This is a genomic window from Jeongeupia wiesaeckerbachi (assembly GCF_050916355.1).
Lineage (GTDB): Bacteria > Pseudomonadota > Gammaproteobacteria > Burkholderiales > Chitinibacteraceae > Jeongeupia > Jeongeupia wiesaeckerbachi.
This window is the reverse complement of the sequence record NZ_CP136946.1, coordinates 3,683,341-3,706,895: the sequence shown is the minus strand read 5'-3', so window position 1 is coordinate 3,706,895 and position 23,555 is coordinate 3,683,341. Positions and strand designations below refer to the sequence as shown.

Sequence of the window (23,555 nt, the reverse complement as noted above, 5' to 3'; positions counted from 1 at the left end):
TGCTGCGTCGTGCTTGACCTGGAGTAAGCTCCAAGTATTAGCCTTGGCTCACCCTGTCCCTCTTATGAACATCAGCGAATTTGCCCATACCGTTGGCCTCTCAGCCGACACCTTGCGCTACTACGAGAAGATCGGCCTGATCGATCGTGTCACGCGTAATGCTTCGGGTCACCGCAGCTACGGTCAGGCCGATCTGGCGTGGCTGGGATTTCTGATCCGGCTGCGCGAAACCGGCATGCCGATCGAGCAGATGCAGCTGTACGCAAGCTTGCGCCGTGAAGGCGATGCAACGCTGGCGCAGCGGCGCGAACTGCTCGAATCGCATGCCGCGCGGGTCGAGGCGGAGGTTCAACGCCTGCAAAGCCATCTGGGCAAATTGGCCGACAAGATCGCGCTCTACCGGCGCATGGAGGCGGACAGGGTTCATTCCGCAGCCAAGGAGCACGACCATGAACCCAGCCCACCCCGCCAACCCGCTTCCAGCTAGTCCGCTGTCTAATGTCCGCTATGAACGCGGCCTGGAAAAACTGCGCGAAATCGACGACGGCCACGCCGGCGAGGCGGTGATTGCCTCGCTGGCCGATATCGCGCCGGATTTTGGCCGCTATGTCGTCGAGTTCGGCTTCGGCGACATCTACTCGCGCCCCGGCCTGGACCTGAAGTCGCGCGAAATCGCCGTCGTCGCCGCGCTGACCGCGCTCGGCAACGCCACGCGGCAGCTCAAGGTGCATATCGGTGCGGCGCTCAATGTTGGTTGCTCGCGTGGCGAAGTCGTCGAAGTCATCATGCAGATGGCGGTCTACGCCGGTTTTCCGGCCGCGCTGAACGGCCTGTTTGCCGCCCGTGACGTGTTCGCGGCCCGCGATGCGGAACAGCGCGACGCTGCCTGAGTCATTCACCCCGGTTGTCGCGCTTGCCGCCTTGAAGGTCCGCCGGCAAGCCGGCGCTGGATGCCTTCCTGGCCCGCAGCCGCAATTGTGGCCGCGGGCACGCGCCAGTTACGGCTTCGGGAACGATTCGCTCGCGTGCGCGGTATATGTGATGCCGGGTGCGAACCGGGTCGTCTGACTTGGCCGGCTTCAACGTCAGCTGAAGCTTTGCTTGAATCGCGGCGACAGCAGCGGCGTCGGTCGGCACGCGTTGTCGGCGCCGCAGACCCAGACGGTGACATAGCGCGTGGCATCGAATGCGCCCGGCGAGAGCGAGGTGGTGGCCACCCAGGCCGATTGAGAACCGCACGCTTCGCTCGAGTCGGGGCAGGCGCCGATCAGCTCGAAGCGGCTGCCGGTTGCGATCACCTGACCGTCGACGCGGACTTCCCAGCTCGCCGGCGCTTGCCCGCCGCCACTGCCGAGCGGCGTGCTGATGAAGAAGTCGTAACCGCCGCCGGTCTGCGTAACGCCGGCATGGAAAGGCGGCGCCGACGCGGTGGGGAGGGTGCCGAAACGGTTCTGGTATTCGGTGTCCGACAACGACGCGAGCTGCGCGGTGTCGCTGTAGATGCCTTCGCTGGCACACAGGTCGTCGCCGGGTGTGACCGGCTTGGCGATGACCGGCTGGACGACCGGCAGTTTGCCGTCGGCGCCGACCGGCAGCGGTGCCGACCGCGGCTGGACCGAAGGCGGGCACGCCAGCGCGTAGCCCGCTACAAGCTGTGCGACGAGTATGAAGAAATGAGTACGTTTCATGCCTGCTCCTCGAGGTTCTCGGTTTGAGTCGCCGGCATCAGGCCGGTCGATTCAGCATCGGAATCGGTGCAAGCGAAGGCAAGAAACGGTTTGGATTCGGCGAGTGGCCAGACGAAAGGCGCCGCAGCGTCAGGCGGTCATACGCTTGGGCCGGAAATAGCTGGCGTCGGCGTAGAACGCGTCGTCCTGCACGGGCCACCAGCCGGGAATGCCAAGGAAGGGCAACGGCGGCAGTTGTTTGGGCCGCTGCAACCGGTCGGCGTCGATCTCGAAGGCGATGTGGGCGTCGAGCGTAGCGATGCGTTCGACCAAGGGGCGGCTGAAGTGGGTGTCGGCCACCGGGACCAGCCAGCACTTACCGGTCAGACCGCGGAACGGGTCGAGCAGGTATTCGTAGTTGGCGTGGCCGAAGCACAGCGCCTCGATCCGCTTGCCCCAGGCGTCGTGATGGGTCTGAAACAGCGTTGCCCAGTCATGGCCGATCAGCGCGTCGGCCAATGCCGTGTCGCTGCACGCGACGATCAGTCCGCATTCGTCGAACAGCGTCGCTGCATCGCGTACCGGGCCGCGTGCGCCGTCAGCGGTATGACGGTGGTGCAGCGCGTTCAGCGCGACCTTGGCTTGCGGAAAGGTGTGCCAGACCGCGGCGTTGAAGCAGTCGTGCCAATTGTGGCGCGTTGCAATACGCCCGAGCGCATGGATTTCGGCCTCGTAATACTGCGTCAGCGAATCCGGATCGACGAACTGCAAGGGCAGGCCGAGCCGGTTGCTGGCCGGCGAACCGAGTGCCTGCCAGGCTTGCCAGTCGGGCAGCGACGCAAAACGTTCAAGAACAGGGCGAATCGGCGCGTAGCCGGGATGCTGCGCGAAATGCGCAGCTGGCCACGTTGTCATTGCATGGGGCTCATTGCAGCTTGCCAAGCTCCAGCCGGCCTGTGCCCAGCGGCTTGCCGCCGGCATCGAGCGCCGTCACGACGAGGAAATAGCCCGCGCCCTTGGTGCAGGGCGGCTGGTAGCCACCGCCGGCGGACTGGCTGACCCACGAAAACCCGTCGGGAAGGCTGGCTTGTTGGCCGGTGACGCTGGGCAACTGCACGCTGGCAGCGCCCTGGGCGATGGCATAGCGCAGTACGCCAAGGCTGCTGCCGCCGCGCTGCTTGTATTCGAGTTGCAGGCCCGCGGTGCCGCTGGGCAGGTCGAACACGTTCAGCGCCGGCGTATTGCCCTTGCCGCCGAGCTGGCCGCATTGCTGGCCGGCGGGAATGGCGATGCCGTTCCATGCCGGGTTGGCAAAGCGCACCGTCAGACGCGGGCCATCGGCCTGCGCGTACTGAATGGTGAACAGCACCGCGAGCAGCGCGAGGGCGATCAGCGGGAGGTATTTCTTCATGCGTCGACCTTCAAAAAACAAATCGGCTAGAACATTCATTCTAGCCGATTGGAGACTGCTGAAACCGTGACCGGAGTCACGGTCTGCAAGGTGATTACGCCAGCGCTTTCAGCGCTGCGTCGTAGTTTGGCTCGTCCTTGATTTCGGCGACGAGTTCGGCGTGCAGCACCTTGTCGTTGGCGTCGAGGACGACGACGGCACGCGCCGCAACGCCGACCAGCGGGCCGGTCGCGAATTCAACGCCGTAGTCGTTCAGGAACTGGCGGCCGCGCATCGTCGACAGCGTGACGACGTTTTCCAGGCCTTCGGCGCCGCAGAAGCGGTTTTGCGCGAACGGCAGGTCGGCCGAGATGCACAGCACCACGGTGTCAGCGAGCTTCGAGGCCGATTCGTTGAAGCGGCGTACCGAGGTCGCGCACGTCGGGGTGTCGATGCTCGGGAAGATGTTCAGGACTTTCTTCTTGCCGGCGAACGAGGCCAGCGACACATCGGCGAGATCCTTGCCGACGAGGGTGAACGGCTTGGCGGCATCGCCGGCTTGCGGGAAGGCGCCGCTGACTTCGATCGGGTTACCGCCGAGGGTTACGCTGGACATGGGTGCTGCTCCTAATGGTCGACCAATGGTCGATGAGTCGTCGAAGATCGTCTGTGGTCTGGTGGCGGCTTCTGCTAAGCCGCATCAGCTGCAAATGGCGCCGAATCGGCGATATTCAAGCGTCATCCTGATTCGTGCTCAGGCAACGGCCTTTTCGTACGCCGCGGCATCGAGCAGCGCGGCGCATTCGCCCAGGTCGCTCGGACGCAGCCGGAACAGCCAAGTGTCATACGGCGCATCGTTGATCGACTCGGGCGCGTCGACCGCGGCGGGGTTGGTCGCAACGATTTCGCCCGACAGCGGGCAATGCACATCGGAAGCGCTCTTGACCGATTCGACCAGCGCAACGGTTTCCTGTTGCCTCACTTGCCGACCGACGGCGGGAAGTTCGACATAGACCAGATCACCGAGCGTCGACTGGGCGAAATGGGTGATGCCGACGGTCACCAGACCGTCGTCGTCGAGGCGGGCCCATTGATGGGTTTCGGAGTACAGCAGATCAGCAGGAATCGTCATGGATAGAACCAGTAAATCGAGTAGCCGGAGGAATCGAGTTGGCCGAGGTCGAGCTGCAGATAGGCGCGCAGTTCATCGTTCGGTGCAAGCCGCGTGCGGTTCTTCTCGCTCGCCGCCAGGTATTGGGCCGGGGTGAAGCGCTTGCGCGCAACCACGTCTTCGCGTTCGTTGGTCAGCGTCAGTTCCAGCGTCGGCAGCGCCTGCTCGTACTGGGCAAGGTTGCGCACGCTGGCCGACAGCTGGACGAGATTGGGGCGGCCGGGCACATAGCTGAGTTCGGAGTAGTCCGAGCGCAGCAATTCGGCATGGCGCGGCAAGGGCATGTCACAGCCGAGGGTGTTGCACGCCGACACATAGATCGGCCGTAGCCACGGCAGTTCGGTCGACAGCGTCGACCGGTAGCGCAGTGCGATCTGCGTCAGCAATGCGAACACGGCCAGCGCGGCCAGCACGACGAGCAGCCAGCGCCAGCGGGACGGCGGCTTGGGCAGTGCGAGCAGCGCATCGTCGTCATAGGTATGGATCGGCCGGTAATCCGACGGTGCATCGTCGGTGGCCGGCGTTGCGGGGCTGGCCAGTTCGGCCGGGTGCGGGTCAACTATTGCCGGTTCCGGTTCCGGTTCCGGTTCCGGTTCCGGTTCCGGTTCCGGTTCCGGTTCCGGTCGTTGTGCGAGGTATTCGGCGACGCTGAGTTCGGCCGCCGGTGCCGCGCTCTGGGCGGCAGGCGCGCTGGAGCCGGATGCCGTGACGTCGACCTCGGGCGAGGCCACCGCTTCGGTGGCCAGTTCCGGCGCCGTCATGCATTCGAGCGCGTTGAAGACGAATGCGCACTTGCCGCAGCGCACTTTGCCCTTGTGGGCAGCCAGTTGCGCGGCGGTGACATTGAACGCCGTATGACAATTGGGGCAGCGGGTGATCGAGCTCATCGCCGGCAATTGTAGCCCGGAATCATTGCGGCGCGTGTCATGAAACCGGTTCTGTTCGGCGAGCGAGCCAAGCCGGGCTGTCCCGAAGCGCACACGCCCCGCAGGCCGTGCCCTTGGGGTGCTCGGCGCATCGGCACGGGCCGGGACGCGCGGGCGCCGCCGTCGAGCCGCATCGGTTTCAGCGCTTGCGGCCGGACAGGCACACCCAGCCTTCCGATTCCTTTGCCGGCGTGAAATCGAACCACGCGCCGTAGATGGCGATGATGTCGTCCGCCTGCTCGGCCAGAATGCCCGACAGCGCGATCCGGCCACCGGCCTTGACGCGACCGGCCAGCATCGGTGCCAGCGTCTTCAGCGGGTTGGTGAGGATGTTGGCGACGACAACGTCGTACTCGCCGTCCGGCAGCGCGTCGGGCAGGAAAAAGTCGATTTCGACGCCGTTCTGCTCGGCATTCTGCTTTGACGCGATCATCGCCTGCGGGTCGATGTCGACGCCGTGGGTCTCGCCAGCGCCGACCTTCTTGGCGGCAATCGCGAGGATGCCGGAGCCGCAGCCGTAGTCGAGCAGCGTTTCGCCGCCGGCGATATTGGCGTCGAGCCACTGCAGGCACAGATGCGTGGTCGGATGGCTGCCGGTGCCGAACGCCAGGCCCGGGTCGAGTGCGATGTTGATGGCCTGAGGATTCGGCGACTCGTGCCACGTCGGCGTGATCCACAGCCGCTCGGAAATGCGGATCGGGTCGAATTGCGATTGCGTCAGCCGTACCCAGTCCTGTTCCTCGACGGTGACGACGGCGAAGCGCGGGTGATCGATGCCGACGGCGTTGGCCGCGGCGGCAACCGCCAGCTGCGGGTCCATGTCGTCCGACAGGTGGGCAACGACGATGCTCAGGTCCCACATCTGGTCGACCGGTTCGCCCGGCTCACCGAAGATCGGCTTTTCGGCGTCGGTGCCGGCGGCGGCGTCTTCGATCGACACCGACAGTGCGCCGAGGTCAAACAGTGCGTCCGACAGCGCTTCGGCGTGCTTAGAATCGGTGGTGATGCGCAGTTCCTGCCAGGACATGGCGGTCTTTCCTGAAAAGTGATGACCGTGATTGTCTCACGGCTTGAATGAACATGAAAAAAGGGCCGAAGTGGCCCTTTTTATTAGCGCTGGCCGATTGCTCAGCCCTGCTTTTCCAGCAGCGCACGGATCTCGGGCATCTTGTGCTCGAGGTAGTGGATGCTGGTGCCACCCTTGATGAACTCGCTATCGAGCAACAGCTGCTGATGCAACGGGATATTGGTGTTGATGCCCTGGACGACCATTTCCGACAGCGCAATGCGCATCCGCGCCATTGCCTGCTCGCGGGTATCGCCGTAGGTGATGATCTTGCCGATCATCGAGTCGTAGTTCGGCGGAACGAAATAGCCCTGATAGACGTGCGAATCGACGCGTACGCCCGGGCCGCCCGGCGTGTGCCAGGTGGTGATTCGGCCGGGGCTCGGCACGAACTTGAGCGGGTCTTCGGCGTTGATCCGGCACTCGATCGAGTGACCCTTGATCTTCACGTCCTTCTGCGTGTAGCGCAGCGGCAGGCCGGCTGCGACGCGGATCTGTTCCTGGACGATGTCGATGCCGGTGATCATTTCGGTCACCGGGTGCTCGACCTGAACGCGGGTGTTCATCTCGATAAAGAAGAACTCGCCGTTTTCATACAGGAACTCGAACGTGCCGGCGCCGCGGTAGCCGATCTGGCGGCAGGCTGCGGCGCACGCTTCGCCGATCTTCTTGCGCTGTGCGTCGGTGACGCCCGGTGCCGGTGCTTCTTCGATCACTTTCTGGTGACGTCGCTGCATCGAGCAGTCACGCTCGCCCAGATAGATCGCGTTGCCATGCTGGTCGGCGAGGATCTGGATTTCGACGTGACGCGGCGTCTGCAGGTAGCGCTCCATGTAGACGGTCGGGTTGCCGAACGCGGCGCCGGCTTCGGACTTGGTCATCTCGACCGAGCGCAGCAGCTCTTCCTCGTTGTGCACCACGCGCATGCCGCGACCGCCGCCGCCGCCAGCGGCCTTGATGATCACCGGGTAGCCGACTTTTTTGCCGGTCGCGAGGATTTCCTTCGGGTCGTCCGAGAGGGCGCCGTCCGAACCGGGCACGCACGGTACACCGGCCTTCCTCATCGCATCCTTGGCCGAGACCTTGTCGCCCATCACGCGGATCGACTCGGGCGTCGGGCCGATGAAGGCGAAGCCGGATTCTTCGACGCGCTGGGCGAAGTCGGCGTTTTCCGACAGGAAGCCGTAGCCCGGGTGAATGGCGTTGGCATTGGTGACTTCGGCGGCCGAGATGATGGCCGCCATGTTCAGGTAGCTCTGCGGCGACGGGTTCGGGCCGATGCAGACCGATTCGTCGGCGAGCTTGACGTATTTGGCTTCGCGGTCGATTTCCGAGTGGACGACCACGGTTTTGATGCCCATTTCGCGGCAGGCGCGCAGCACTCGGAGCGCGATTTCGCCGCGGTTGGCGATCAGTACTTTTTCAAACATGGATGAACTCCGTGAGACGTACCGCATCCGTCAGGCGGACGCGGCACCGCATCAGCCGATGACGAACAGCGGTTCGCCGTATTCGACCGGCTGGCCGTTCTCGACAAGGATGGCCTTGATCACGCCAGAGGTTTCGGCCTCGATTTCGTTCAGGAGTTTCATCGCTTCGATGATGCACAGCGTATCGCCGGCGTTCACTTGCTGGCCGACTTCGACGAAGGACTTCGCGCCCGGGCTGGCGGCGCGGTAGAAGGTGCCGACCATCGGCGATTTGACCGGCGTGCCTTCCGGCAGCGCGCTGGCGCTGGCTTCGGCCGCAACGGCAACCGGTGCTGCAGCGACAGCAGCCGGTGCCTGGACTTGCATCGGCTGCTGGATATAGGTGGGTGCGGCGTTCTGATTGACGCGGGTGATGCGGACTTTTTCTTCGCCCTCGGTGACCTCGAGTTCGGCAATGCCGGATTCCTCGACGAGGTCGATCAGTTTTTTCAGTTTACGCAGATCCATACGGCAACCCTCTTATAAGGTAATGCTTATTGACGCATTTATGGGGGAAACGGGGACGTCCGTTCAGGACGCCGGATTGAAGGCTTCGAGGGCGTGGGCCAGCGCGTATTCGTAGCCCTTGGCCCCGAGGCCGCAGATCACGCCGATGGCGAGATCCGAGAAGTAGGAATGATGTCGGAATGCTTCGCGTGCATGCACATTCGAGAGATGCACTTCGATAAAGGGAAGCTTGACCCCGGCAAGGGCGTCGCGCAGTGCAACGCTGGTATGGGTGAACGCAGCCGGATTGATGACGATGAAGTCGGTGCCGTCGCCAAAAGCGGCATGAATGCGATCGATCAGCTCGTACTCACGGTTGGACTGGAATGTCTCAACCTGTGCGCCTTGCTGCGCGCCGATCTTGATCAGGCGGTTGTTGATGTCCGCCAGTGTATCGGCGCCGTAGTGCTGCGGCTCACGCATCCCCAGCAGATTGAGATTGGGGCCATGCAGCACCAGGATTTTGCGGGCTTTTGCCATGCTCACCTCCCAGTCTCGTTCCAAATCATCGGCGGGAGTTTGCCGAGGCGAAACACACTTGTCTAGCCAATTCGACGAAATTCCCGGCATTTTCACGTCAAAACAGTTGTTTGAAAGCCTCGTGCCATCAAGCAGGTCGCGGGCTGCTGGCCGGGTGCGCTGGTATACTCTAGTCGTTTTGCTACGCACCTGTTCGCCGCAATTTCCTCACGGTTTCCCCTGATGCAACTCTCCGATTTCGACTATTTCCTGCCCGAACACCTGATCGCCCAGTTTCCCCCCGACGAGCGCGGCGCGAGCCGTTTGCTGCACGTTGACGGCAAAACGCGGCACGACGGCTGGTTCCGCGATCTGCCGACGCTGTTGCGGGCGGGTGACCTGCTGGTGTTCAACGATACCAAGGTGATCAAGGCGCGCTTGTTCGGTCTGAAGGACAGTGGCGGCGCGGTCGAAGCGCTGGTCGAGCGTGTGCTTGATACGCATCGGGCGCTGGCGCATGTACGTGCCAGCAAGTCGCCCAAGCCCGGCAGCCGGTTGCTGTTCGCCGAGCGCTGGGGCGCAACGATGGTCGAACGCCGTGGCGACCTGTTCCTGCTCGAATTTGATCGAACCGGCGCGGATGGTGGCGAATCGGTGCTCGACATCCTTGAGCAGGCAGGCAGCCTGCCGTTGCCACCGTATATCACGCATACGCCGGACGACGACGACGCCAAGCGCTATCAAACCGTCTACGCACGCGACCCCGGTGCCGTGGCTGCGCCGACCGCGGGGCTGCATTTCACCGATGCCTTGCTTGAACAATTGCGTGCGCAGGGTGTGGGTACGGCGTTTTTGACGCTGCACGTCGGTGCCGGCACGTTCATGCCGGTCCGCGTCGACGACATTGCCGACCATACGATGCATCACGAGCGTTATTCGATTCCGCTGGCGACGCAGGAGGCGATCCGCAAGACCAAGGCCGCGGGCGGGCGGGTGATCGCTGTCGGCACGACCAGCTTGCGGGCGCTCGAAGCGTCGTCGCAGCAAGGGCTGCTGGCCGAGCCCGAGGGCGATACCAATATCTTCATCACGCCGGGCTACGAATTCCGCATCGTCGACCGGCTGATCACCAACTTCCACCTGCCCAAATCGACCTTGCTGATGCTGGTGGCGGCGTTTGCCGGGCTGGAAACGATGAAGGCGGCGTATACCCACGCGGTCGCCCACGAGTACCGCTTCTTCAGTTATGGCGACGCGATGCTGCTCGAGCGCGCCAGCGACGCCGGGCAATAACACGAAATAACCGGCCTGCCGTTCATCCGGGGCATACCCGGCCTCAGAACGGATTGCGTCCGCTTATATTGCCGGCTGGCAGGTAATTGCATACCCACACCTCGCTTTGCGAGCAGCGGGCCTGACCGCAGCCGACCGCGGTGGTGTCCCGCCAGACGATCTGGGTGTAGTGACCGCAGACCGCGCCGGCCCGGCACTGCGCACTGCTGAAGTTCCAGTCGGCGCGTTCAGCAGCCCAGCGGCCGACGACACCGGCGGGCGTGTCCTGGAAGCCGGAATAGGGCGAGGACGAGCCGAACGCGCTCAGGTTCTCGCCGGTGACCTGACCGTTGAGGTTGCGGTTGCTGCCACTGCGGTGGACCAGATTCAGGCACTGGTTATTGCTGGCGCTCTGGTTCGCCCAGTCCTGAGCGAAGGCGGCGAGGTCCGCCGACCAGTTCAGATCGGCCAGCCCGGCGTTTTCTGCGCGCCGCACCCGGTTATGCTGCTCGAGCATGTCCAGCGCAAAGGGGCTCAGCGTCGGTGTCGGCCCCGGGGAGGGCGTCGTGCCGGGCGTCGTAGGCGTGGGGTTGGGGGCCGGGGTGCCCGGGGCTGGCGTTGTGCCGCCTGAGGTAGGAGGGCTGCTGTCATTGCCGCCACCACCGCCACCGCCGCACGCGGCGAGCAGCAGGCCAAGCAAGATGCTGGTAGTGCGCATGGTGCTAATCCTTTGTATCATCCAAGCGACAAATTCGATCGAACCGTGCTGTAAACGACCAAAATGTGCAGCACGCGGGGCAGTGCCCCCGGCGATTTACACATGCCGCAGGACTGTTTATCCGGCGGGCAAATACGGAGTGGTTAAAGAAATTGGATCAAGGCCTGAAGTTCACGCTGCACAAAACATCAAATGGTGCACGTCGTGGCACGATAGAACTCAACCACGGCAAGGTGGAAACACCCGTTTTCATGCCGGTGGGCACCTACGGCACCGTCAAGGCAATGACGCCGCGCGATCTGCGCGAGATCGAAGCGCAGATCTGTCTCGGCAACACCTTCCACCTGTGGCTGCGTCCGGGGCTGGACGTCGTCAGCCGTTTCGGTGGCCTGCACCAGTTCATGGGGTGGGACAAGCCCATCCTCACCGATTCGGGCGGCTTTCAGGTCTTCAGCCTCGGTGATCTCCGTAAGATTTCCGAGGAGGGCGTGAAGTTCCAGAGTCCGATCAACGGCGACAAGCTGTTCCTGACGCCGGAAGAGTCGATGCGCATCCAGCGCGTGCTCAATTCCGACATCGTGATGATTTTCGACGAATGCACGCCGTACCCGGCCGACCGCAAGCAGGCGGCCGATTCGATGCGCATGTCCTACCGTTGGGCCAGGCGCTCGCGTGACGAATTCGACAAGCTCGAGAACCCGAATGCGCTGTTCGGCATCGTTCAGGGCGGCATGTACGAGGATCTGCGCGACGAATCGCTGGCCGGCCTCGACGACATCGGCTTTCACGGCATGGCGATTGGCGGCCTGTCGGTTGGCGAACCCAAAGAAGACATGGAGCGCATCCTCGCGCACACCGCGCCGCGACTGCCGGTCGACAAGCCGCGCTATCTGATGGGTGTCGGCACGCCGGAAGACCTGGTCTACGGCGTCAGCCAGGGTATCGACATGTTCGACTGCGTGATGCCGACCCGCAACGCGCGCAACGGCATGCTGTTCACGCGCTTCGGCGACATCAAGATCAAGAATGCCAAGCACCGTTTCGACGAGCGTCCGCTCGACGAAACGTGTGATTGCTACGCGTGCCAGAATTTCAGCCGCGCTTATCTGCACCATCTGTTCCGCGCCGGCGAGATCCTCGGCTCGCAGCTCAACACCATCCACAACCTGCGCTACTACCAGGTGCTGATGGCCGAGATGCGCGCGGCGATCGATGTAGATGCCTTCCCGGCCTTCGTCGCGCGCTTCCACGCCGACCGCGCCCGCGGCATCGATTGATCCGGTGCTTTGCCCGAATGAAAACCCGGCCGTGCCGGGTTTTTTCTTGTTCGCGTGCTGATAGGGGCCCACGTGCTGCTGGCATGATCGGTGCCGGGGGCTAGTCGCGACTCGAGCGGGTCCGGGGCGGTGGATCGGACGGCGGGTGCGGCAGGCTTTGCTTGCGTCGCGGTCGACTTGCGCCTGGCCGTGCGCTTCGCAGCAAAACAAACCGGCGTCGCGCCGTTTGCTTTCCGCCCCCCGGGTGCGCGGCGCCGATACGGTGGCTAATTGCATCGCAACTGCAACTTTTCCGTCCGGCGCTTGCCTTTTCCTTGCACGCAACCCCGCGAAGCCGATCACACGGTTTGCGCGCTTGTTCGGATGTCCATCAGGCCGTCTGCGCGTGCCCAGCTACCGACTGTCAGCGCGATAGCGGCAACGCCGCGCCGAAATCGCACGCTGGGGTTTCCGTTTATTGAATTATTGCCGATTTCACGGGGCGGTCTCCGCCGTCACGTGAAGGAAGTCGGTAGATTTCATACAGGTGGCGGGCTAGAATGACCCGCTTCGTTTTTTGCCACTCTCAAAGAAAGGCCCGATCGATGTTTATCGCTCCCGCTTACGCCGCCGACGCGGTTCCTACCGCTGCCGGTTTCATGCAGTTCCTGCCGATGGTCGTGATCTTCGTGCTGTTCTACTTCCTGCTGATTCGTCCGCAGCAGAAGCGCGCGAAGGAATTGCGGGCCATGCTCGATGCGCTGCAAAAGGGTGACGAAGTCGTGACCAATGGTGGCGTCCTGGGCCGTATCTCCAAGGTCGGCGAGCAATACATCACGCTCGAACTGGCTGACGGCGTCGAAATCCTCGTGCAGCGCGCTTCGGTGTCGCAGCGCCTGGACAAGGGCACCATCAAGAACAACAAGTAATCGCAACGGGGCGGCCTTGGCTGCCCCGGCGTGTTTTCTGGCCTGCGTAACGCAGGCCTTTCCCGGTTTTAAGGGCATGCAATGAACCGCTACCCGTTGTGGAAATTCGTATTGATCGTCGTGGCTCTGATCGCGGCCTTCCTTTACACCTTGCCGAACTTCTTCGGTGAAAGCCCCGCCGTGCAGATCTCCAGCGCGCGCACCATGGTCAAGGTCGATGCGTCGACGCAGACACGCGCCGTTGCCGCGGTGAAGCAGGCCGGGCTGAATCCGGACGACGTGCTGTTCGACGGCGCGTCGGTGAAACTGCGCTTCAAGGACATCGATGCCCAGCTCAAGGCCAAGGATGCACTGCAGGCCGCGCTCGGCGACGATTACGTCGTTGCGCTGAACCTGCTGCCGCAAACGCCGGCCTGGCTGCAGTCGATCGGCGCCAAGCCGATGTTCCTCGGCCTTGACCTGCGCGGTGGCGTGCACTTCCTGCTCGAAGTCGACATGAAGGCTGCCGTCGACAAGGCGCTCGAAAAGACCGCCGGTGACATCCGTCGCGAACTCAAGGATCAGAAGATCCGCTACGGCGCCGTGGCCCGTAACCGCGACAGCGTCGAAGTCCAGCTGCGCGATGCGGCGACCGTCGATGCCACGCTGCCGGTGGTGACCAAGCTGTTGCCGAACCTGCAGGTTTCGCCGGTCAAGGGCGACAGCAACAAGATCATCGTCACCTATCCGCAAGCCGCGCTGCAAAAGCTCAGCGAGGACGCGGTCAAACAGAACATCACCACGCTGCACAACCGGGTGAACGAACTCGGCGTGGCCGAACCGGTGATCCAGCAGCAGGGCGCGGGTCGTATCGTCGTCGAGCTGCCGGGCATCCAGGACACAGCCAAGGCCAAGGACATCCTCGGCCGGACTGCCACGCTGGAAGTGCGTCTCGTCGACGACGATCCGGCCGATCTGCAGGCGGCAATCGGCGGCAATGTGCCGGCCGGCACCGAGCTGATGAGCGAGCGTCGTGGCAGCAATGGCCAAAACGTGCCGATCCTTGTCCGCAAGGAAGTCGAACTGACCGGCGACAACATCAACGATGCGCAGGCCGGCTTTGACGAGCACAACAATGCCTCGGTGAACATCAACCTCGATTCGACCGGCGCGACGATCTTCAAGGATCTGAGCCGCGACAATATCGGCAAGCGCATTGCGATGATTCTGGTCGAGAAGGGCAAGGGCGAAGTCGTCACCGCGCCGGTGGTCCGCAGCGAGATCGGCGGTGGTCGCGTGCAGATTTCCGGTTCGATGGGCGTTGCCGAAGCCAACGACACGGCGCTGTTGCTGCGCGCCGGCTCGCTGGCCGCACCGATGAACATCGTCGAAGAACGCACGATTGGTCCGAGCCTTGGCAAGGACAACATCAAGAAGGGCTTCGATTCGACGCTGTACGGTTTTGCCGCGATCGCGATCTTCATGGTGATCTACTACCGCGTGTTCGGGCTGGTGTCGGCGGTGTCGCTCGGCGGCAACCTGCTGCTGCTGGTGGCGCTGCTGTCGGCGATCGGCATCACGCTGACGCTGCCGGGTATCGCGGCGATCGCGCTGACGCTGGGTATGGCGATTGACTCGAACGTGCTGATCAACGAGCGGATCCGAGAGGAGCTGCGCAACGGCATGACGCCGCAGGCGGCGATCTCGAACGGCTACAGCCATGCCTGGGCGACGATTCTCGACTCGAACGTCACCACTTTGATCGCCGGCGTTGCGCTGCTGATCTTCGGTTCGGGTGCGATCCGCGGCTTTGCCGTGGTGCACTGCCTCGGCATCCTCACGTCGATGTTCAGCGCGGTCGTCGTGTCGCGCGGCATCATCAACCTGATCTACGGCTACCGCCGCCGCCTGACCTCGCTGTCGATCGGCCAGGTTTGGGTGCCGGACCAGAAGAACGCATAAGGGCCGCACAAGATGGAATTCTTCCGTATCAAGCGCGACATCCCGTTCATGAGCTACGGCAAGCTCACGACGGCCATCTCGCTCATCACCTTCATCCTTGCCGTGGCCTTCCTGGTGATCAAGGGGCTGAACTTCGGTGTCGAATTCACCGGTGGCACCGTGATGGAGCTGCGCTACCAGCAAGGCGCCGACCTGAACCAGGTCCGTACCCAGGTCGAACACCTGAAGTATGGTGAGGCGCAGGTTCAGGCGCTGGGCACCACGCGTGACGTGATGATCCGGCTGCCGAACATCAAGAACAAGACCAGCGCCCAGCTGTCGAACGAGGTCTTGACGGTGCTCAAGTCCGAGCGCCCCGACGTCGAACTGCGCAAGGTCGAGTTCATCGGCCCGTCGGTCGGCGAAGAACTGGTCACCCACGGTCTGACGGCGATCACGCTGGTCTGCCTCGGCATCATTGCCTATCTGGCGATCCGTTTCGAATGGCGCTTTGCCGTTTCCGCCGTGATTGCCAACATGCACGACGTGGTGATCATTCTCGGTTGCTTCGCGCTGTTCCAGTGGGAATTCAACCTGACGGTGCTGGCCGGCGTGCTGGCGGTGCTCGGTTACTCGGTCAACGAATCGGTCGTCGTCTTCGACCGGATTCGCGAGAACTTCCGCGCGCCGAAAATGCGCGGCAAGACCGTGCCGCAGGTGATCGACAACGCGATCACCGCGACGATGAGCCGGACCATCATCACCCACGGTTCGACCGAGGCGATGGTGCTGTCGATGCTGGTCTTCGGCGGTTCGGCACTGCACGGTTTCGCGATGGCGCTGACGATCGGCATTCTGTTCGGTATCTACTCGTCGGTGCTGGTGGCGTCGCCGCTGCTGCTGATGTTCGGCGTGACGCGCGAGAACATGGTCAAGCCGGTGAAGATCAAGGAAGAAGCGGTGGTCTGATCGCCATGGATGCGCAAGGCGATAACGCCTGTGCGTGAACCATTGCCCCGCCGGCGAGTCCATCGCCGGCGTTTTCTCGTTTAAGGACTGTGATGGAATTCAACCCGATCGACATCTTCCTGCATCTGGATGTCTACCTTGCCCAACTGGTGAACCTCTACGGGGCATGGGTGTACGCGATCCTGTTCGCGGTGATTTTCTGCGAGACCGGCCTCGTCGTGACGCCGTTCCTGCCCGGTGATTCGCTGTTGTTCATCGCCGGCATGATTGCCGGCGGCGGCCACATGAATGTGCACCTGCTGGTCGTGCTGCTGTTCATCGCCGCGGTGCTGGGCGATGCGGTCAACTACCTGATCGGCCGCTACTTCGGCCACAAGCTGTTCGCCAACCCGGATTCGAAAATCTTCCGCCGCGATCATCTGGAAAAGACCCACGCGTTCTACGAACGCCATGGTGGCAAGACCATCATCCTGGCGCGCTTCGTGCCGATCGTGCGTACCTTCGCGCCCTTCGTCGCCGGCATGGCCGAAATGACCTACAAGCGCTTTGTGCTGTTCAACATCGTCGGCGCGGCGATCTGGGTCGTGTCGCTGCTGTACGCCGGTTACTTCTTCGGTGGGATCACCTTCATCCAGAAGAACATCGGCCTGATCGCGATCGGCATCGTGCTGGTCTCGATCATCCCGGTTGTCCTCGAAGTGCTGCGGCAGAAGTACGGCAAGAAAGCGGCATGAGCGAAGCGTTTTACACCGACAAGGCGGCGATCCGCGCCAGTTTCGACGCCGCCGCCTCGAGCTACGATGCGGCGGCGGTGCTGCAGCGCGAAGTGGCGGACCGGATGGCCGAGCGGCTGGATCTGGTCCGGATCCAGCCGCAACGCGTGCTCGATGCTGGCTGCGGCACCGGCTATATGGGCAAGGCCCTGCAGACGCGCTATCCCGATGCGCAGCTGGTCGAGCTCGATCTGGCGCCGGCGATGCTGCAGATCGCCCGCGAGCGCCATGCCGGCGCCGGCCTGAAGAAGTTGCTGGCCCGCTTCGAACGCAACCGGCCGGTGCAGTTGTGCGGTGACATCGAGGCCCTGCCGCTGGCCGATGCGTCGGTCGACCTGATCTGGTCGAGTCTGGCGATTCAGTGGTGCAACACCCCCGACGCAACGTTCCGCGAGTTCCTGCGCGTGCTCAAGCCCGGCGGCCTGCTGATGTTCTCGACGCTGGGGCCCGATACGCTGAAAGAGCTGCGTGCGGCGTTTGACGGCGTTGACGGCTACAACCACGTCAACCGCTTCATCGACATGCACGATCTTGGCGATGCGCTGTCGCACAGCGGCTTTTCGACGCCGGTGATGGACATGGAAACGCTGACGATGACCTACCCGGACGTCCGCGCGGTGATGCAGGATCTCAAAGGCATCGGCGCGCACAATGTCACCGAGGGACGTCGGCGCGGCATGATGGGCAAGACCGCGTGGCAACGCGTCACCGCCCAGTACGAAGCCTTCCGCCGTGACGGCGCGCTGCCTTGCAGCTACGAGGTGGTCTACGGCCACGCCTGGAAGCCCGAGCATGCGCCGAAGGTCCGCGCCGATGGCGCGCAGGTAATCGAGTTCCGGCCCCGGTCACCTTAAGCAGCTGTCCCGCTCCGGTGGGTGGCACCCACGGTGGGCAACTTCCGGGCACATAGGGGCTTCCTGCCTGGCGCCCTCGCTGCGGCGGCCGTAAACCGCTCAGGCCGCCAGCCGTTTGCGCCGACTGATGGATGCGGGGGGCATGTCGCAATGGGGGATTTTTGCCCTGTCGGCGGCCCCGTCAGCCCAGTACGATCCAGCCATACTTTTCTTGGGGCGATTGGGTATGACATACGGCGTACAGCGTTTCATCCGGGCTGCGTGCATCGCGGCCTGCGTGCTCTTTCCGGCGGCCGGCTACGCAGCCGGCAAGCCATCGCTGGAACAGCGCGTCGAGGCCGCCGTGCGCCCGGTCATGAGCAAATACGCGATTCCCGGCATGGCCGTTGCGGTGACGGTCGACGGTCAGGCGCATGTGTTCAACTTTGGCGTGGCGTCGGTCTCGCCGCGTCGGCCGGTCACAAGCGAGACGCTGTTCGAACTCGGCTCGATCAGCAAGACCTTTACCGCCACGCTGGCGACGTACGCGGAAGAGCGCGGTTATCTGTCGCTGGCGGATCAAACCGGCAAATACCTGCCTGCGTTGAAGGGGAGCCGGTTCGGCGAACTCAGCTTGCTCAATCTGGGCACGCACACGACCGGCGGCATGCCGCTGCAAGTGCCGGATGGCATCAGCAACAACGATCAGCTGATGCAGTATTTCAAGACCTGGACGCCGCCGCACGCACCGGGCAGCTACCGCAGCTATGCCAATCCGAGTATCGGAACGCTGGGTTTGATCGCGGCGAATAGCATGGGGCAGGATTTTGCGGGACTGATCGAGCAGAAGCTGTTTCCGGCGCTGGGCCTGAAAAACAGCTATATCAATGTCCCCGCCGCCAGAATGGCCGATTACGCGCAGGGTTATACGCAGGACAATGCGCCGATACGGCTGGCCGCAGGCGTGCTGGGCGATGAGGCGTACGGCGTCAAATCGACGGCGAGCGACATGATCCGCTTCGTGCAGGCGAACATGAACGCGCTCGATCTCGACGCCCCATTCCGCCGCGCGGTGATGGCGACGCATACCGGCTACTATCAGGCCGGTGCCATGACCCAGGATCTGATCTGGGAGCAATATCCGTATCCGGTTAAGAAGCAAGCCCTGCTTGAAGGCAATTCGTCCGCCATGGCATTGAATGCCACGCCGGTCACGGCGATCCGGCCGGCGCAGCCGCCGCAGGGCAAGGCCTGGATCAACAAGACCGGCTCGACCAATGGCTTCGGGGCTTATATTGCCTTTATCCCCGAAAAACGACTGGGCATCGTCATGCTGGCCAACAAGCGCTATCCGAACGAAGTACGCGTCAGCGTAGCCTACGACATCCTGACCGCGCTGGCGGGCGGCGCGCATTGAGCGCCTCGGTGCGGCCGCGTGTGACGATTGCCGGGATGAGTGCATGAACTATCTGGCTCACGCCTTGCTTGCCGGCCCCGCGCCGGCGGACCGTGCCGGCGGCGTGGCCGGTGATTTCGTCAAGGGCTTGCTGCCCGGCGCCTTGCCGGCCGATCTGGCCGCGGGTGTCGCCTTGCACCGCGAAATCGATGCCTTCGCCGACCTGCACCCGGCCTTCGCCGCCAGCCGCGCCCGGGTCAGCCCTGTGCGTCGCCGCTACGGCGGCATCATGGTCGACCTCTTCTACGACCATCTGCTGGCGGTGCACTGGGCGCGATTCTCGCCCGACGAGACGCTGGCGCAATTTACCGGCCGGCTCTACGCCGAGCTGGCAAGGCAGCCGGCACTGCCGGCGCACTTCGCTGCGGTGCTGCCCAGAATGGCAGAGACCGACTGGCTGGCGTCGTACCGCGACATGGCCAATGTCGCTTTCGCGCTCGACAGGATGGCGTCGCACCGGATCCGCCGCGCCAATCCGCTCGCCGGCGCCGCCGATGAATTGCGCGACCACTATGCTGGCTTCGAGGCCGATTTCCTCGACTTCATGCCCGATGCGCTGGCGTATGCGCAGCAAGTCCGCCTGAGTCGCTAGGAAGCAACTCAGGCACTCATCTGCGCGCCTTGGGAAAACGCGGCTCCCGAAGCTGCGGTCTACTTCGCCCGTGCCAGACAGGTCTTGTAGCGGCCGTCGACGCGCTGGGCGAACCATTCGGTCGTCAGTTTGCGGGTGATCTTGGGGCTGATCAGCCGGATCTGCGGCATCGCCACGCGTGGCATCGATTTGCCGTTTTTCGCGTCGGCCAGTGCGAACACCTTCTTGTACAGCGCGGTCTGACCGAAGCCGACCAGTTTTTCGCTGCCCAGATCGCGGCGGACCGCGTCGCGGCCCATGCCGAGCTGGTTTGAAATCGACGCCAATGCATCCTCGACATCGCTGGGTTTGGCTGCCGGCCGGCCGTTCTGGTAGCTCAGCAGGTCACCGTCGAGGGCGATGTCCTTGCCGGTCAGTTTGGCGATCGCAGCCTGGAATGCCGCATTGCGGCTGGCGTAGCGACCGGCATTGAAGTCGGCGAAGCGGTACAGCATGTCGTCGTACGGTGCAGGGTACTGCAGCAGAATGGCGATGCCGAAGTAGCTGCCGCCGCGCTGGGTGAACACGGTATCGCGCACGCTGCGGTTGCGCGGATACGGGTAGGGCCAGACACGGACGTGCGATTCGGCGAAGGCGACGCTGACTTGCATCGGCCCGCCGGTGCGGATCGGATTGGCCATGTTCAAAGGCAGACCCAGCCGTGCGGCATCAGCCGACAGGTCTTCGAAAACGGCGTTCATCTCACGCTCGGTGCGCAGCTTGTCGATGCGTGACTTGTAGCTTTCGCCGGTCGGCGACGATTTCAGCAGCGCCGTTTTCACCGCGATCAGCGGCACGTGCTTGGCAGCGGCTTTTTCGCCGATCTTGTTCCAGACCATGTCCGGCAGGCCGGGTACGCCCGGATCGCCTTGCCAGCTCGACTCCTGTTCGATCACCGCCGCCGCGGCGCAGAAGTACTCGGGCGTGTACGGAATCTTCAGCGCGGTGAACGCGTCGAGGATGTCGGCATTCCAGTCGGCACGGCCGGGAATTTTGGCCGGCAATACCTTGTTCAGCAGCGCCTTGGCCTCGGGCTGGCTGAGGCCGCTCGGCTTGGCCGGCTGTACCGGCGGCGGTTCGACGACGACCGGCGCGCTGGCGATCGGTGCTTCGGCCGGCAGGCTGGCGGTCTCGGCCGGTGTGCTGACGGCTGATTCGGCGGCAATGGCCGCCGGTGCACTGGCGACGACCGCAGCGGGGCTGGGCGGTGGCGGGCTGGCGCAGGCAGCAAGCAGGGCGGCGGGCAGGAGGCAGACGAGCGGAGTGAGCTTCACGGCGAGTGGCAATATCGGGGAAAAGCGCAAGCTTACCGGCTCGTCCGGCGCCGGTCATGCCCGTGGCGTTGGCGGCGCTGACAAAACCCGCTTTAGGAGGCAAAGCGCACACAGAGATGTACGGCAAGCGGGCGCAACGCAGTCAGCGACGGACTCGCCGCAGGCATCAACCCCGGTGATTGCGGGCGCTCATTTCCACGCGCTGCCGACCTGGATGTAGAACGCCTGCTCGCCATCGGGGCCCCAGCCGAAGTCGAGCCCGACCGCCATGCCGAGCTGTTTGGCGATCAGGTAGCGGAATCCGGTGCCGTAGCTGTAGACGGTTTTGGCATCGCTGAAATCATGCCAGCGGCCCCATGCCTTGCCGACGCCGCCAAAGGCCAGCAGCGACCAGCGCGGCGTGACGTCCCAGCGCAGCTCGGCTTCGCTTGCGGCGGCGCTTTCGTCCTGGTAGCGGCCCCGTTCGATCCCGCGCAGATCGACCGAGGGCTGGGCGTAAAACGGGTAATCGCCGGTGATGGTCTGTCCGTCGACGCGCAAGCCCAGCGTCCAGGCTTTTGCCAGCGGCAGCCAGGTATAGCCGCGGGCGTTGTAACTCTCGAAATCGCTGCTGCTGCCCAACCAGCCCCGCGCCATCTGCAGCTCGATTTCCATATAGCTGCCGCGATTCGGGAAAAAGATGTTGTCGCGACTGTCGTAGTCGATGACGAGACCGGCCTGACCGGTGCGCCGGCTGGCTTCGAAATCGCCGAGTTCGGCGGCCTTGCCGTCGCCGAAGCCGACATCGCTGCGGAAATAGCTGTAGCGCGGGCCGACGAACCAGTCGCTGTCGCCAAGGCGGAACAGGAACTGCTGGATCAGGAAATCGCCGTCGAGCGTATAGCTGCGCGGCCGGCTCAGTGCGCCGTAGTAATCCAGATTGAGCGAAGTCTTGCCGATGCCGCCGAAATAACGATAGCGGTCGCCGGCTATGGGCTGGAAGTGAAAGGCCGCGCCGAGCCAGCTGCCGTTCTGCGTGCCGAAACCGCCGAGTCCGCTGATCGACGGCGGCATTTTCCGGCCGCTTTCCTTCACGCCCTCGGCGGCGGCTTCGGCGAACGATTCGCGAAAGTACAGCAGCATGACGCCGCCGCCATAGCCGATTGCCGGCTCGGTGATGATGATCGGAACCGGAAAAACACCCTTCTGGTTGAGCAGATAGTTGCTCAGGTCGACCGCGCCGTCGTCCGGGTCACGAAAGTTCAGGGTGTCGTCGGCAACGGCAGCCAATATCGGCAGGGCAAGGCAAAAAGCGAGCAGGACGCGCATGGGGTGACCGTGCGAGGGTGATGCGGCATTCTATCGGACGATGAGCGCCATGGAGCCTTTTCCAACGACCGCCGTCTAAGCTCGAACTGATCCCCTGATGCGGAGCCCGCAATGACTTCTTACCGTACCGAAACCGACTCGATGGGCGCGATCGACGTCCCCGCCGAACGCTACTGGGGCGCGCAGACACAGCGCTCGATCGGCAATTTTCCGATCGGCGTCGACCGCTTCCGCTGGCAGCGGCCGATGATCCGCGCACTCGGCATCCTCAAGCATGCCGCCGCCGAGGCCAATCTGGCGCTGGGCGAGTTGCCGGCCAATGTGGCTGCGCTGATTGCCGAGGCGGCCGACGAGGTGATCGCCGGCAAGCTCGACGCGCACTTCCCGCTGGTCGTGTTCCAGACCGGTTCGGGCACGCAGTCGAACATGAATGCCAACGAGGTGATCGCCAACCGAGCGATCGAGCTGGCTGGCGGAGAGCTGGGCAGCAAGACACCGGTGCATCCGAACGATCACGTCAATCGCGGCCAGAGTTCGAACGATACCTTTCCGACCGCGATGCACATCGCCGTCGTCGAGGAGCTGCACGCGGTCCTGCTGCCTGCGGTGGAAAAACTACGCGCGACGCTGGCCGAGAAGGCCGAAGAGTACGCGCACGTCGTCAAGACCGGCCGCACGCACTTGCAGGACGCGACGCCGGTGACGCTGGGGCAGGAGATCGGCGCCTGGGTGGCGCAGATCGATTTCGGCCTCAAGGCGGTGGCCGCCGCCGAGCCGGGATTGCTGGAGCTGGCGATCGGCGGTACGGCCGTCGGCACCGGGCTGAATGCGCATCCGAAGTTCGGCGCGACCGCCGCGGCACGCATCGCCAAGCTGACCGGCCATCATTTCGTCGATGCGCCGAACAAGTTCTTCGCGCTCGCCGCGCACGACGCGCTGGTGCAGACGTCGGCGGCGCTGCGCACGCTGGCCGGCGGCCTGTTCAAGATGGCCAACGATGTGCGCTGGCTCGCCAGCGGGCCGCGCTGCGGCATTGGCGAACTGGTGATTCCGGAGAACGAGCCGGGCAGCTCGATCATGCCGGGCAAGGTCAACCCGACGCAGTGCGAGGCGCTGACGATGGTCTGCGTCCAGGTCTTCGGCAACGACGCCGCGGTGGCATTCGCCGGCAGCCAGGGCAATTTCCAGCTCAACGTTTACAAGCCGGTGATGGTGCACAACGTGCTCGAGAGCATCACGCTGCTGGCCGATGCCTGCCGTGCGTTCAACGATCACTGCGCAGTCGGGATCGAGCCGAACCTGGAACGGATCGACGAGAACCTCGACAAAAACCTGATGCTGGTGACCGCGCTGAACCGGCACATCGGTTACGACAAGGCCGCCGCGATCGCCAAGAAGGCGCATTACGACGGCACGACGCTGAAGCATGCGGCGCTGGCGCTCGGCTTCCTGAGCGAGGAGGATTATGCGCGCTGGATCGTGCCGATCGAGATGACGCATCCGAGTGTCGGTCGCTGAGATCAAAGCACCGCTAGCAAGCCGCCACTCAAGGCGGCTTGTG

At 63.7% G+C, this 23,555-nt stretch carries 25 protein-coding genes; 12 read left to right on the top strand and 13 right to left on the bottom strand.

Features of this window, described 5'->3' with window-relative positions:
* Positions 1-64 precede the first annotated feature (64 nt).
* Entirely contained in the window at positions 65-487 is a 423-nt protein-coding gene (locus R0382_RS17890; RefSeq protein WP_432721376.1) for a MerR family transcriptional regulator, read from the top strand.
* Positions 450-890, top strand: a complete 441-nt coding sequence (locus R0382_RS17885) for a carboxymuconolactone decarboxylase family protein (RefSeq protein ID WP_432721375.1) — start codon at positions 450-452, stop codon at positions 888-890. The genes R0382_RS17890 and R0382_RS17885 overlap by 38 nt, the downstream gene beginning before the upstream one ends.
* A 195-nt stretch (positions 891-1,085) precedes the next feature.
* On the opposite strand, the gene R0382_RS17880 is transcribed toward R0382_RS17885, so the two are convergent.
* From R0382_RS17880 to aroQ, 10 genes are all read right to left on the bottom strand, one after another.
* Positions 1,086-1,688, bottom strand: a complete 603-nt coding sequence (locus tag R0382_RS17880) for a hypothetical protein (protein ID WP_432721373.1) — start codon at positions 1,686-1,688, stop codon at positions 1,086-1,088.
* 129 nt (positions 1,689-1,817) lie between these two features.
* The gene (locus R0382_RS17875; protein WP_432721372.1) at positions 1,818-2,582 is read right to left on the bottom strand and encodes a DUF3025 domain-containing protein; all 765 of its coding nucleotides are present in this window, start codon (positions 2,580-2,582) and stop codon (positions 1,818-1,820) included.
* A gap of 10 nt (positions 2,583-2,592) precedes the next feature.
* Positions 2,593-3,078, bottom strand: a complete 486-nt coding sequence (locus R0382_RS17870; protein ID WP_432721371.1) for a hypothetical protein — start codon at positions 3,076-3,078, stop codon at positions 2,593-2,595.
* 94 nt (positions 3,079-3,172) lie between these two features.
* Positions 3,173-3,673 (bottom strand): thiol peroxidase, encoded by a 501-nt coding sequence (gene tpx, locus R0382_RS17865; RefSeq protein WP_432721370.1) that lies wholly within the window; start codon positions 3,671-3,673, stop codon positions 3,173-3,175.
* Between the two features lie 138 nt (positions 3,674-3,811).
* A complete protein-coding gene (gene gcvH / locus R0382_RS17860; protein WP_432721369.1) occupies positions 3,812-4,189 on the bottom strand; it encodes a glycine cleavage system protein GcvH in 378 nt (125 codons plus the stop codon).
* Complete coding sequence (locus tag R0382_RS17855) at positions 4,186-5,115, bottom strand: DUF3426 domain-containing protein (protein ID WP_432721367.1); 930 nt, start codon at positions 5,113-5,115, stop codon at positions 4,186-4,188. The genes gcvH and R0382_RS17855 overlap by 4 nt, the downstream gene beginning before the upstream one ends.
* A 178-nt stretch (positions 5,116-5,293) precedes the next feature.
* On the bottom strand, positions 5,294-6,181 hold the full coding sequence (prmA, locus tag R0382_RS17850; protein ID WP_432721366.1) for a 50S ribosomal protein L11 methyltransferase: 888 nt from the start codon (positions 6,179-6,181) through the stop codon (positions 5,294-5,296).
* Positions 6,182-6,282: 101 nt separating this feature from the next.
* The gene (accC, locus tag R0382_RS17845) at positions 6,283-7,650 is read right to left on the bottom strand and encodes an acetyl-CoA carboxylase biotin carboxylase subunit (RefSeq protein WP_432721365.1); all 1,368 of its coding nucleotides are present in this window, start codon (positions 7,648-7,650) and stop codon (positions 6,283-6,285) included.
* Between the two features lie 51 nt (positions 7,651-7,701).
* Positions 7,702-8,157, bottom strand: a complete 456-nt coding sequence (accB, locus tag R0382_RS17840) for an acetyl-CoA carboxylase biotin carboxyl carrier protein (RefSeq protein WP_432721364.1) — start codon at positions 8,155-8,157, stop codon at positions 7,702-7,704.
* Between the two features lie 63 nt (positions 8,158-8,220).
* Entirely contained in the window at positions 8,221-8,676 is a 456-nt protein-coding gene (gene aroQ / locus R0382_RS17835) for a type II 3-dehydroquinate dehydratase (RefSeq protein ID WP_432721362.1), read from the bottom strand.
* Between the two features lie 222 nt (positions 8,677-8,898).
* Here aroQ and queA point away from each other — a divergent pair, with 222 nt between their 5' ends.
* Entirely contained in the window at positions 8,899-9,948 is a 1,050-nt protein-coding gene (gene queA, locus R0382_RS17830; RefSeq protein WP_432721361.1) for a tRNA preQ1(34) S-adenosylmethionine ribosyltransferase-isomerase QueA, read from the top strand.
* A gap of 43 nt (positions 9,949-9,991) precedes the next feature.
* Here queA and R0382_RS17825 read toward each other — a convergent pair whose 3' ends face one another.
* Entirely contained in the window at positions 9,992-10,645 is a 654-nt protein-coding gene (locus R0382_RS17825; protein WP_432721359.1) for a CAP domain-containing protein, read from the bottom strand.
* Between the two features lie 164 nt (positions 10,646-10,809).
* Here R0382_RS17825 and tgt point away from each other — a divergent pair, with 164 nt between their 5' ends.
* The 8 genes from tgt (at position 10,810) to R0382_RS17785 (ending at position 19,373) form a co-directional block, all read left to right on the top strand.
* Positions 10,810-11,922 carry a tRNA guanosine(34) transglycosylase Tgt gene (gene tgt / locus R0382_RS17820; RefSeq protein WP_432724192.1) on the top strand — a complete coding sequence of 371 codons (1,113 nt, stop codon included), beginning with the start codon at positions 10,810-10,812 and terminating at the stop codon, positions 11,920-11,922.
* Positions 11,923-12,506: 584 nt separating this feature from the next.
* The gene (gene yajC / locus R0382_RS17815; protein WP_432721358.1) at positions 12,507-12,830 is read left to right on the top strand and encodes a preprotein translocase subunit YajC; all 324 of its coding nucleotides are present in this window, start codon (positions 12,507-12,509) and stop codon (positions 12,828-12,830) included.
* A gap of 81 nt (positions 12,831-12,911) precedes the next feature.
* Positions 12,912-14,771, top strand: coding sequence for a protein translocase subunit SecD (gene secD / locus R0382_RS17810; protein ID WP_432721357.1), 1,860 nt, complete (start codon positions 12,912-12,914; stop codon positions 14,769-14,771).
* Between the two features lie 12 nt (positions 14,772-14,783).
* Positions 14,784-15,719 carry a protein translocase subunit SecF gene (secF, locus tag R0382_RS17805; RefSeq protein ID WP_432721355.1) on the top strand — a complete coding sequence of 312 codons (936 nt, stop codon included), beginning with the start codon at positions 14,784-14,786 and terminating at the stop codon, positions 15,717-15,719.
* A gap of 92 nt (positions 15,720-15,811) precedes the next feature.
* Entirely contained in the window at positions 15,812-16,453 is a 642-nt protein-coding gene (locus R0382_RS17800; RefSeq protein WP_432721353.1) for a DedA family protein, read from the top strand.
* On the top strand, positions 16,450-17,346 hold the full coding sequence (bioC, locus tag R0382_RS17795; protein ID WP_432721352.1) for a malonyl-ACP O-methyltransferase BioC: 897 nt from the start codon (positions 16,450-16,452) through the stop codon (positions 17,344-17,346). The genes R0382_RS17800 and bioC overlap by 4 nt, the downstream gene beginning before the upstream one ends.
* Positions 17,347-17,572: 226 nt before the next feature.
* Positions 17,573-18,742, top strand: coding sequence for a class C beta-lactamase (gene ampC, locus R0382_RS17790; protein ID WP_432721351.1), 1,170 nt, complete (start codon positions 17,573-17,575; stop codon positions 18,740-18,742).
* Positions 18,743-18,785: 43 nt separating this feature from the next.
* Entirely contained in the window at positions 18,786-19,373 is a 588-nt protein-coding gene (locus tag R0382_RS17785; RefSeq protein ID WP_432721350.1) for an ACP phosphodiesterase, read from the top strand.
* Positions 19,374-19,432: 59 nt separating this feature from the next.
* On the opposite strand, the gene R0382_RS17780 is transcribed toward R0382_RS17785, so the two are convergent.
* On the bottom strand, positions 19,433-20,686 hold the full coding sequence (locus R0382_RS17780) for a DUF1615 domain-containing protein (protein WP_432721349.1): 1,254 nt from the start codon (positions 20,684-20,686) through the stop codon (positions 19,433-19,435).
* A gap of 189 nt (positions 20,687-20,875) precedes the next feature.
* Positions 20,876-21,994: a BamA/TamA family outer membrane protein gene (locus tag R0382_RS17775; RefSeq protein ID WP_432721348.1), complete on the bottom strand. Its 1,119-nt coding sequence runs from the start codon at positions 21,992-21,994 to the stop codon at positions 20,876-20,878.
* A 111-nt stretch (positions 21,995-22,105) separates the two neighbouring features.
* On the opposite strand from R0382_RS17775, the gene fumC reads away from it, so the two are divergent.
* On the top strand, positions 22,106-23,512 hold the full coding sequence (gene fumC, locus R0382_RS17770; protein WP_432721347.1) for a class II fumarate hydratase: 1,407 nt from the start codon (positions 22,106-22,108) through the stop codon (positions 23,510-23,512).
* The last annotated feature ends 43 nt before the right edge of the window (positions 23,513-23,555 follow it).

Coding starts and splice junctions, on each gene's coding strand:
- R0382_RS17775 (WP_432721348.1), bottom strand. CDS start 21,994: ATGCGCGTCCTGCTCGCTTTTTGCCTTGCCCTGCCGATATTGGCTGCC.
- R0382_RS17825 (WP_432721359.1), bottom strand. CDS start 10,645: ATGCGCACTACCAGCATCTTGCTTGGCCTGCTGCTCGCCGCGTGCGGC.
- secD (WP_432721357.1), top strand. CDS start 12,912: ATGAACCGCTACCCGTTGTGGAAATTCGTATTGATCGTCGTGGCTCTG.
- R0382_RS17870 (WP_432721371.1), bottom strand. CDS start 3,078: ATGAAGAAATACCTCCCGCTGATCGCCCTCGCGCTGCTCGCGGTGCTG.
- yajC (WP_432721358.1), top strand. CDS start 12,507: ATGTTTATCGCTCCCGCTTACGCCGCCGACGCGGTTCCTACCGCTGCC.
- R0382_RS17875 (WP_432721372.1), bottom strand. CDS start 2,582: ATGACAACGTGGCCAGCTGCGCATTTCGCGCAGCATCCCGGCTACGCG.
- R0382_RS17890 (WP_432721376.1), top strand. CDS start 65: ATGAACATCAGCGAATTTGCCCATACCGTTGGCCTCTCAGCCGACACC.
- R0382_RS17855 (WP_432721367.1), bottom strand. CDS start 5,115: ATGAGCTCGATCACCCGCTGCCCCAATTGTCATACGGCGTTCAATGTC.
- accC (WP_432721365.1), bottom strand. CDS start 7,650: ATGTTTGAAAAAGTACTGATCGCCAACCGCGGCGAAATCGCGCTCCGA.
- accB (WP_432721364.1), bottom strand. CDS start 8,157: ATGGATCTGCGTAAACTGAAAAAACTGATCGACCTCGTCGAGGAATCC.
- queA (WP_432721361.1), top strand. CDS start 8,899: ATGCAACTCTCCGATTTCGACTATTTCCTGCCCGAACACCTGATCGCC.
- R0382_RS17885 (WP_432721375.1), top strand. CDS start 450: ATGAACCCAGCCCACCCCGCCAACCCGCTTCCAGCTAGTCCGCTGTCT.
- ampC (WP_432721351.1), top strand. CDS start 17,573: ATGACATACGGCGTACAGCGTTTCATCCGGGCTGCGTGCATCGCGGCC.
- R0382_RS17800 (WP_432721353.1), top strand. CDS start 15,812: ATGGAATTCAACCCGATCGACATCTTCCTGCATCTGGATGTCTACCTT.
- bioC (WP_432721352.1), top strand. CDS start 16,450: ATGAGCGAAGCGTTTTACACCGACAAGGCGGCGATCCGCGCCAGTTTC.
- R0382_RS17880 (WP_432721373.1), bottom strand. CDS start 1,688: ATGAAACGTACTCATTTCTTCATACTCGTCGCACAGCTTGTAGCGGGC.
- prmA (WP_432721366.1), bottom strand. CDS start 6,181: ATGTCCTGGCAGGAACTGCGCATCACCACCGATTCTAAGCACGCCGAA.
- gcvH (WP_432721369.1), bottom strand. CDS start 4,189: ATGACGATTCCTGCTGATCTGCTGTACTCCGAAACCCATCAATGGGCC.
- tpx (WP_432721370.1), bottom strand. CDS start 3,673: ATGTCCAGCGTAACCCTCGGCGGTAACCCGATCGAAGTCAGCGGCGCC.
- secF (WP_432721355.1), top strand. CDS start 14,784: ATGGAATTCTTCCGTATCAAGCGCGACATCCCGTTCATGAGCTACGGC.
- R0382_RS17785 (WP_432721350.1), top strand. CDS start 18,786: ATGAACTATCTGGCTCACGCCTTGCTTGCCGGCCCCGCGCCGGCGGAC.
- aroQ (WP_432721362.1), bottom strand. CDS start 8,676: ATGGCAAAAGCCCGCAAAATCCTGGTGCTGCATGGCCCCAATCTCAAT.
- fumC (WP_432721347.1), top strand. CDS start 22,106: ATGACTTCTTACCGTACCGAAACCGACTCGATGGGCGCGATCGACGTC.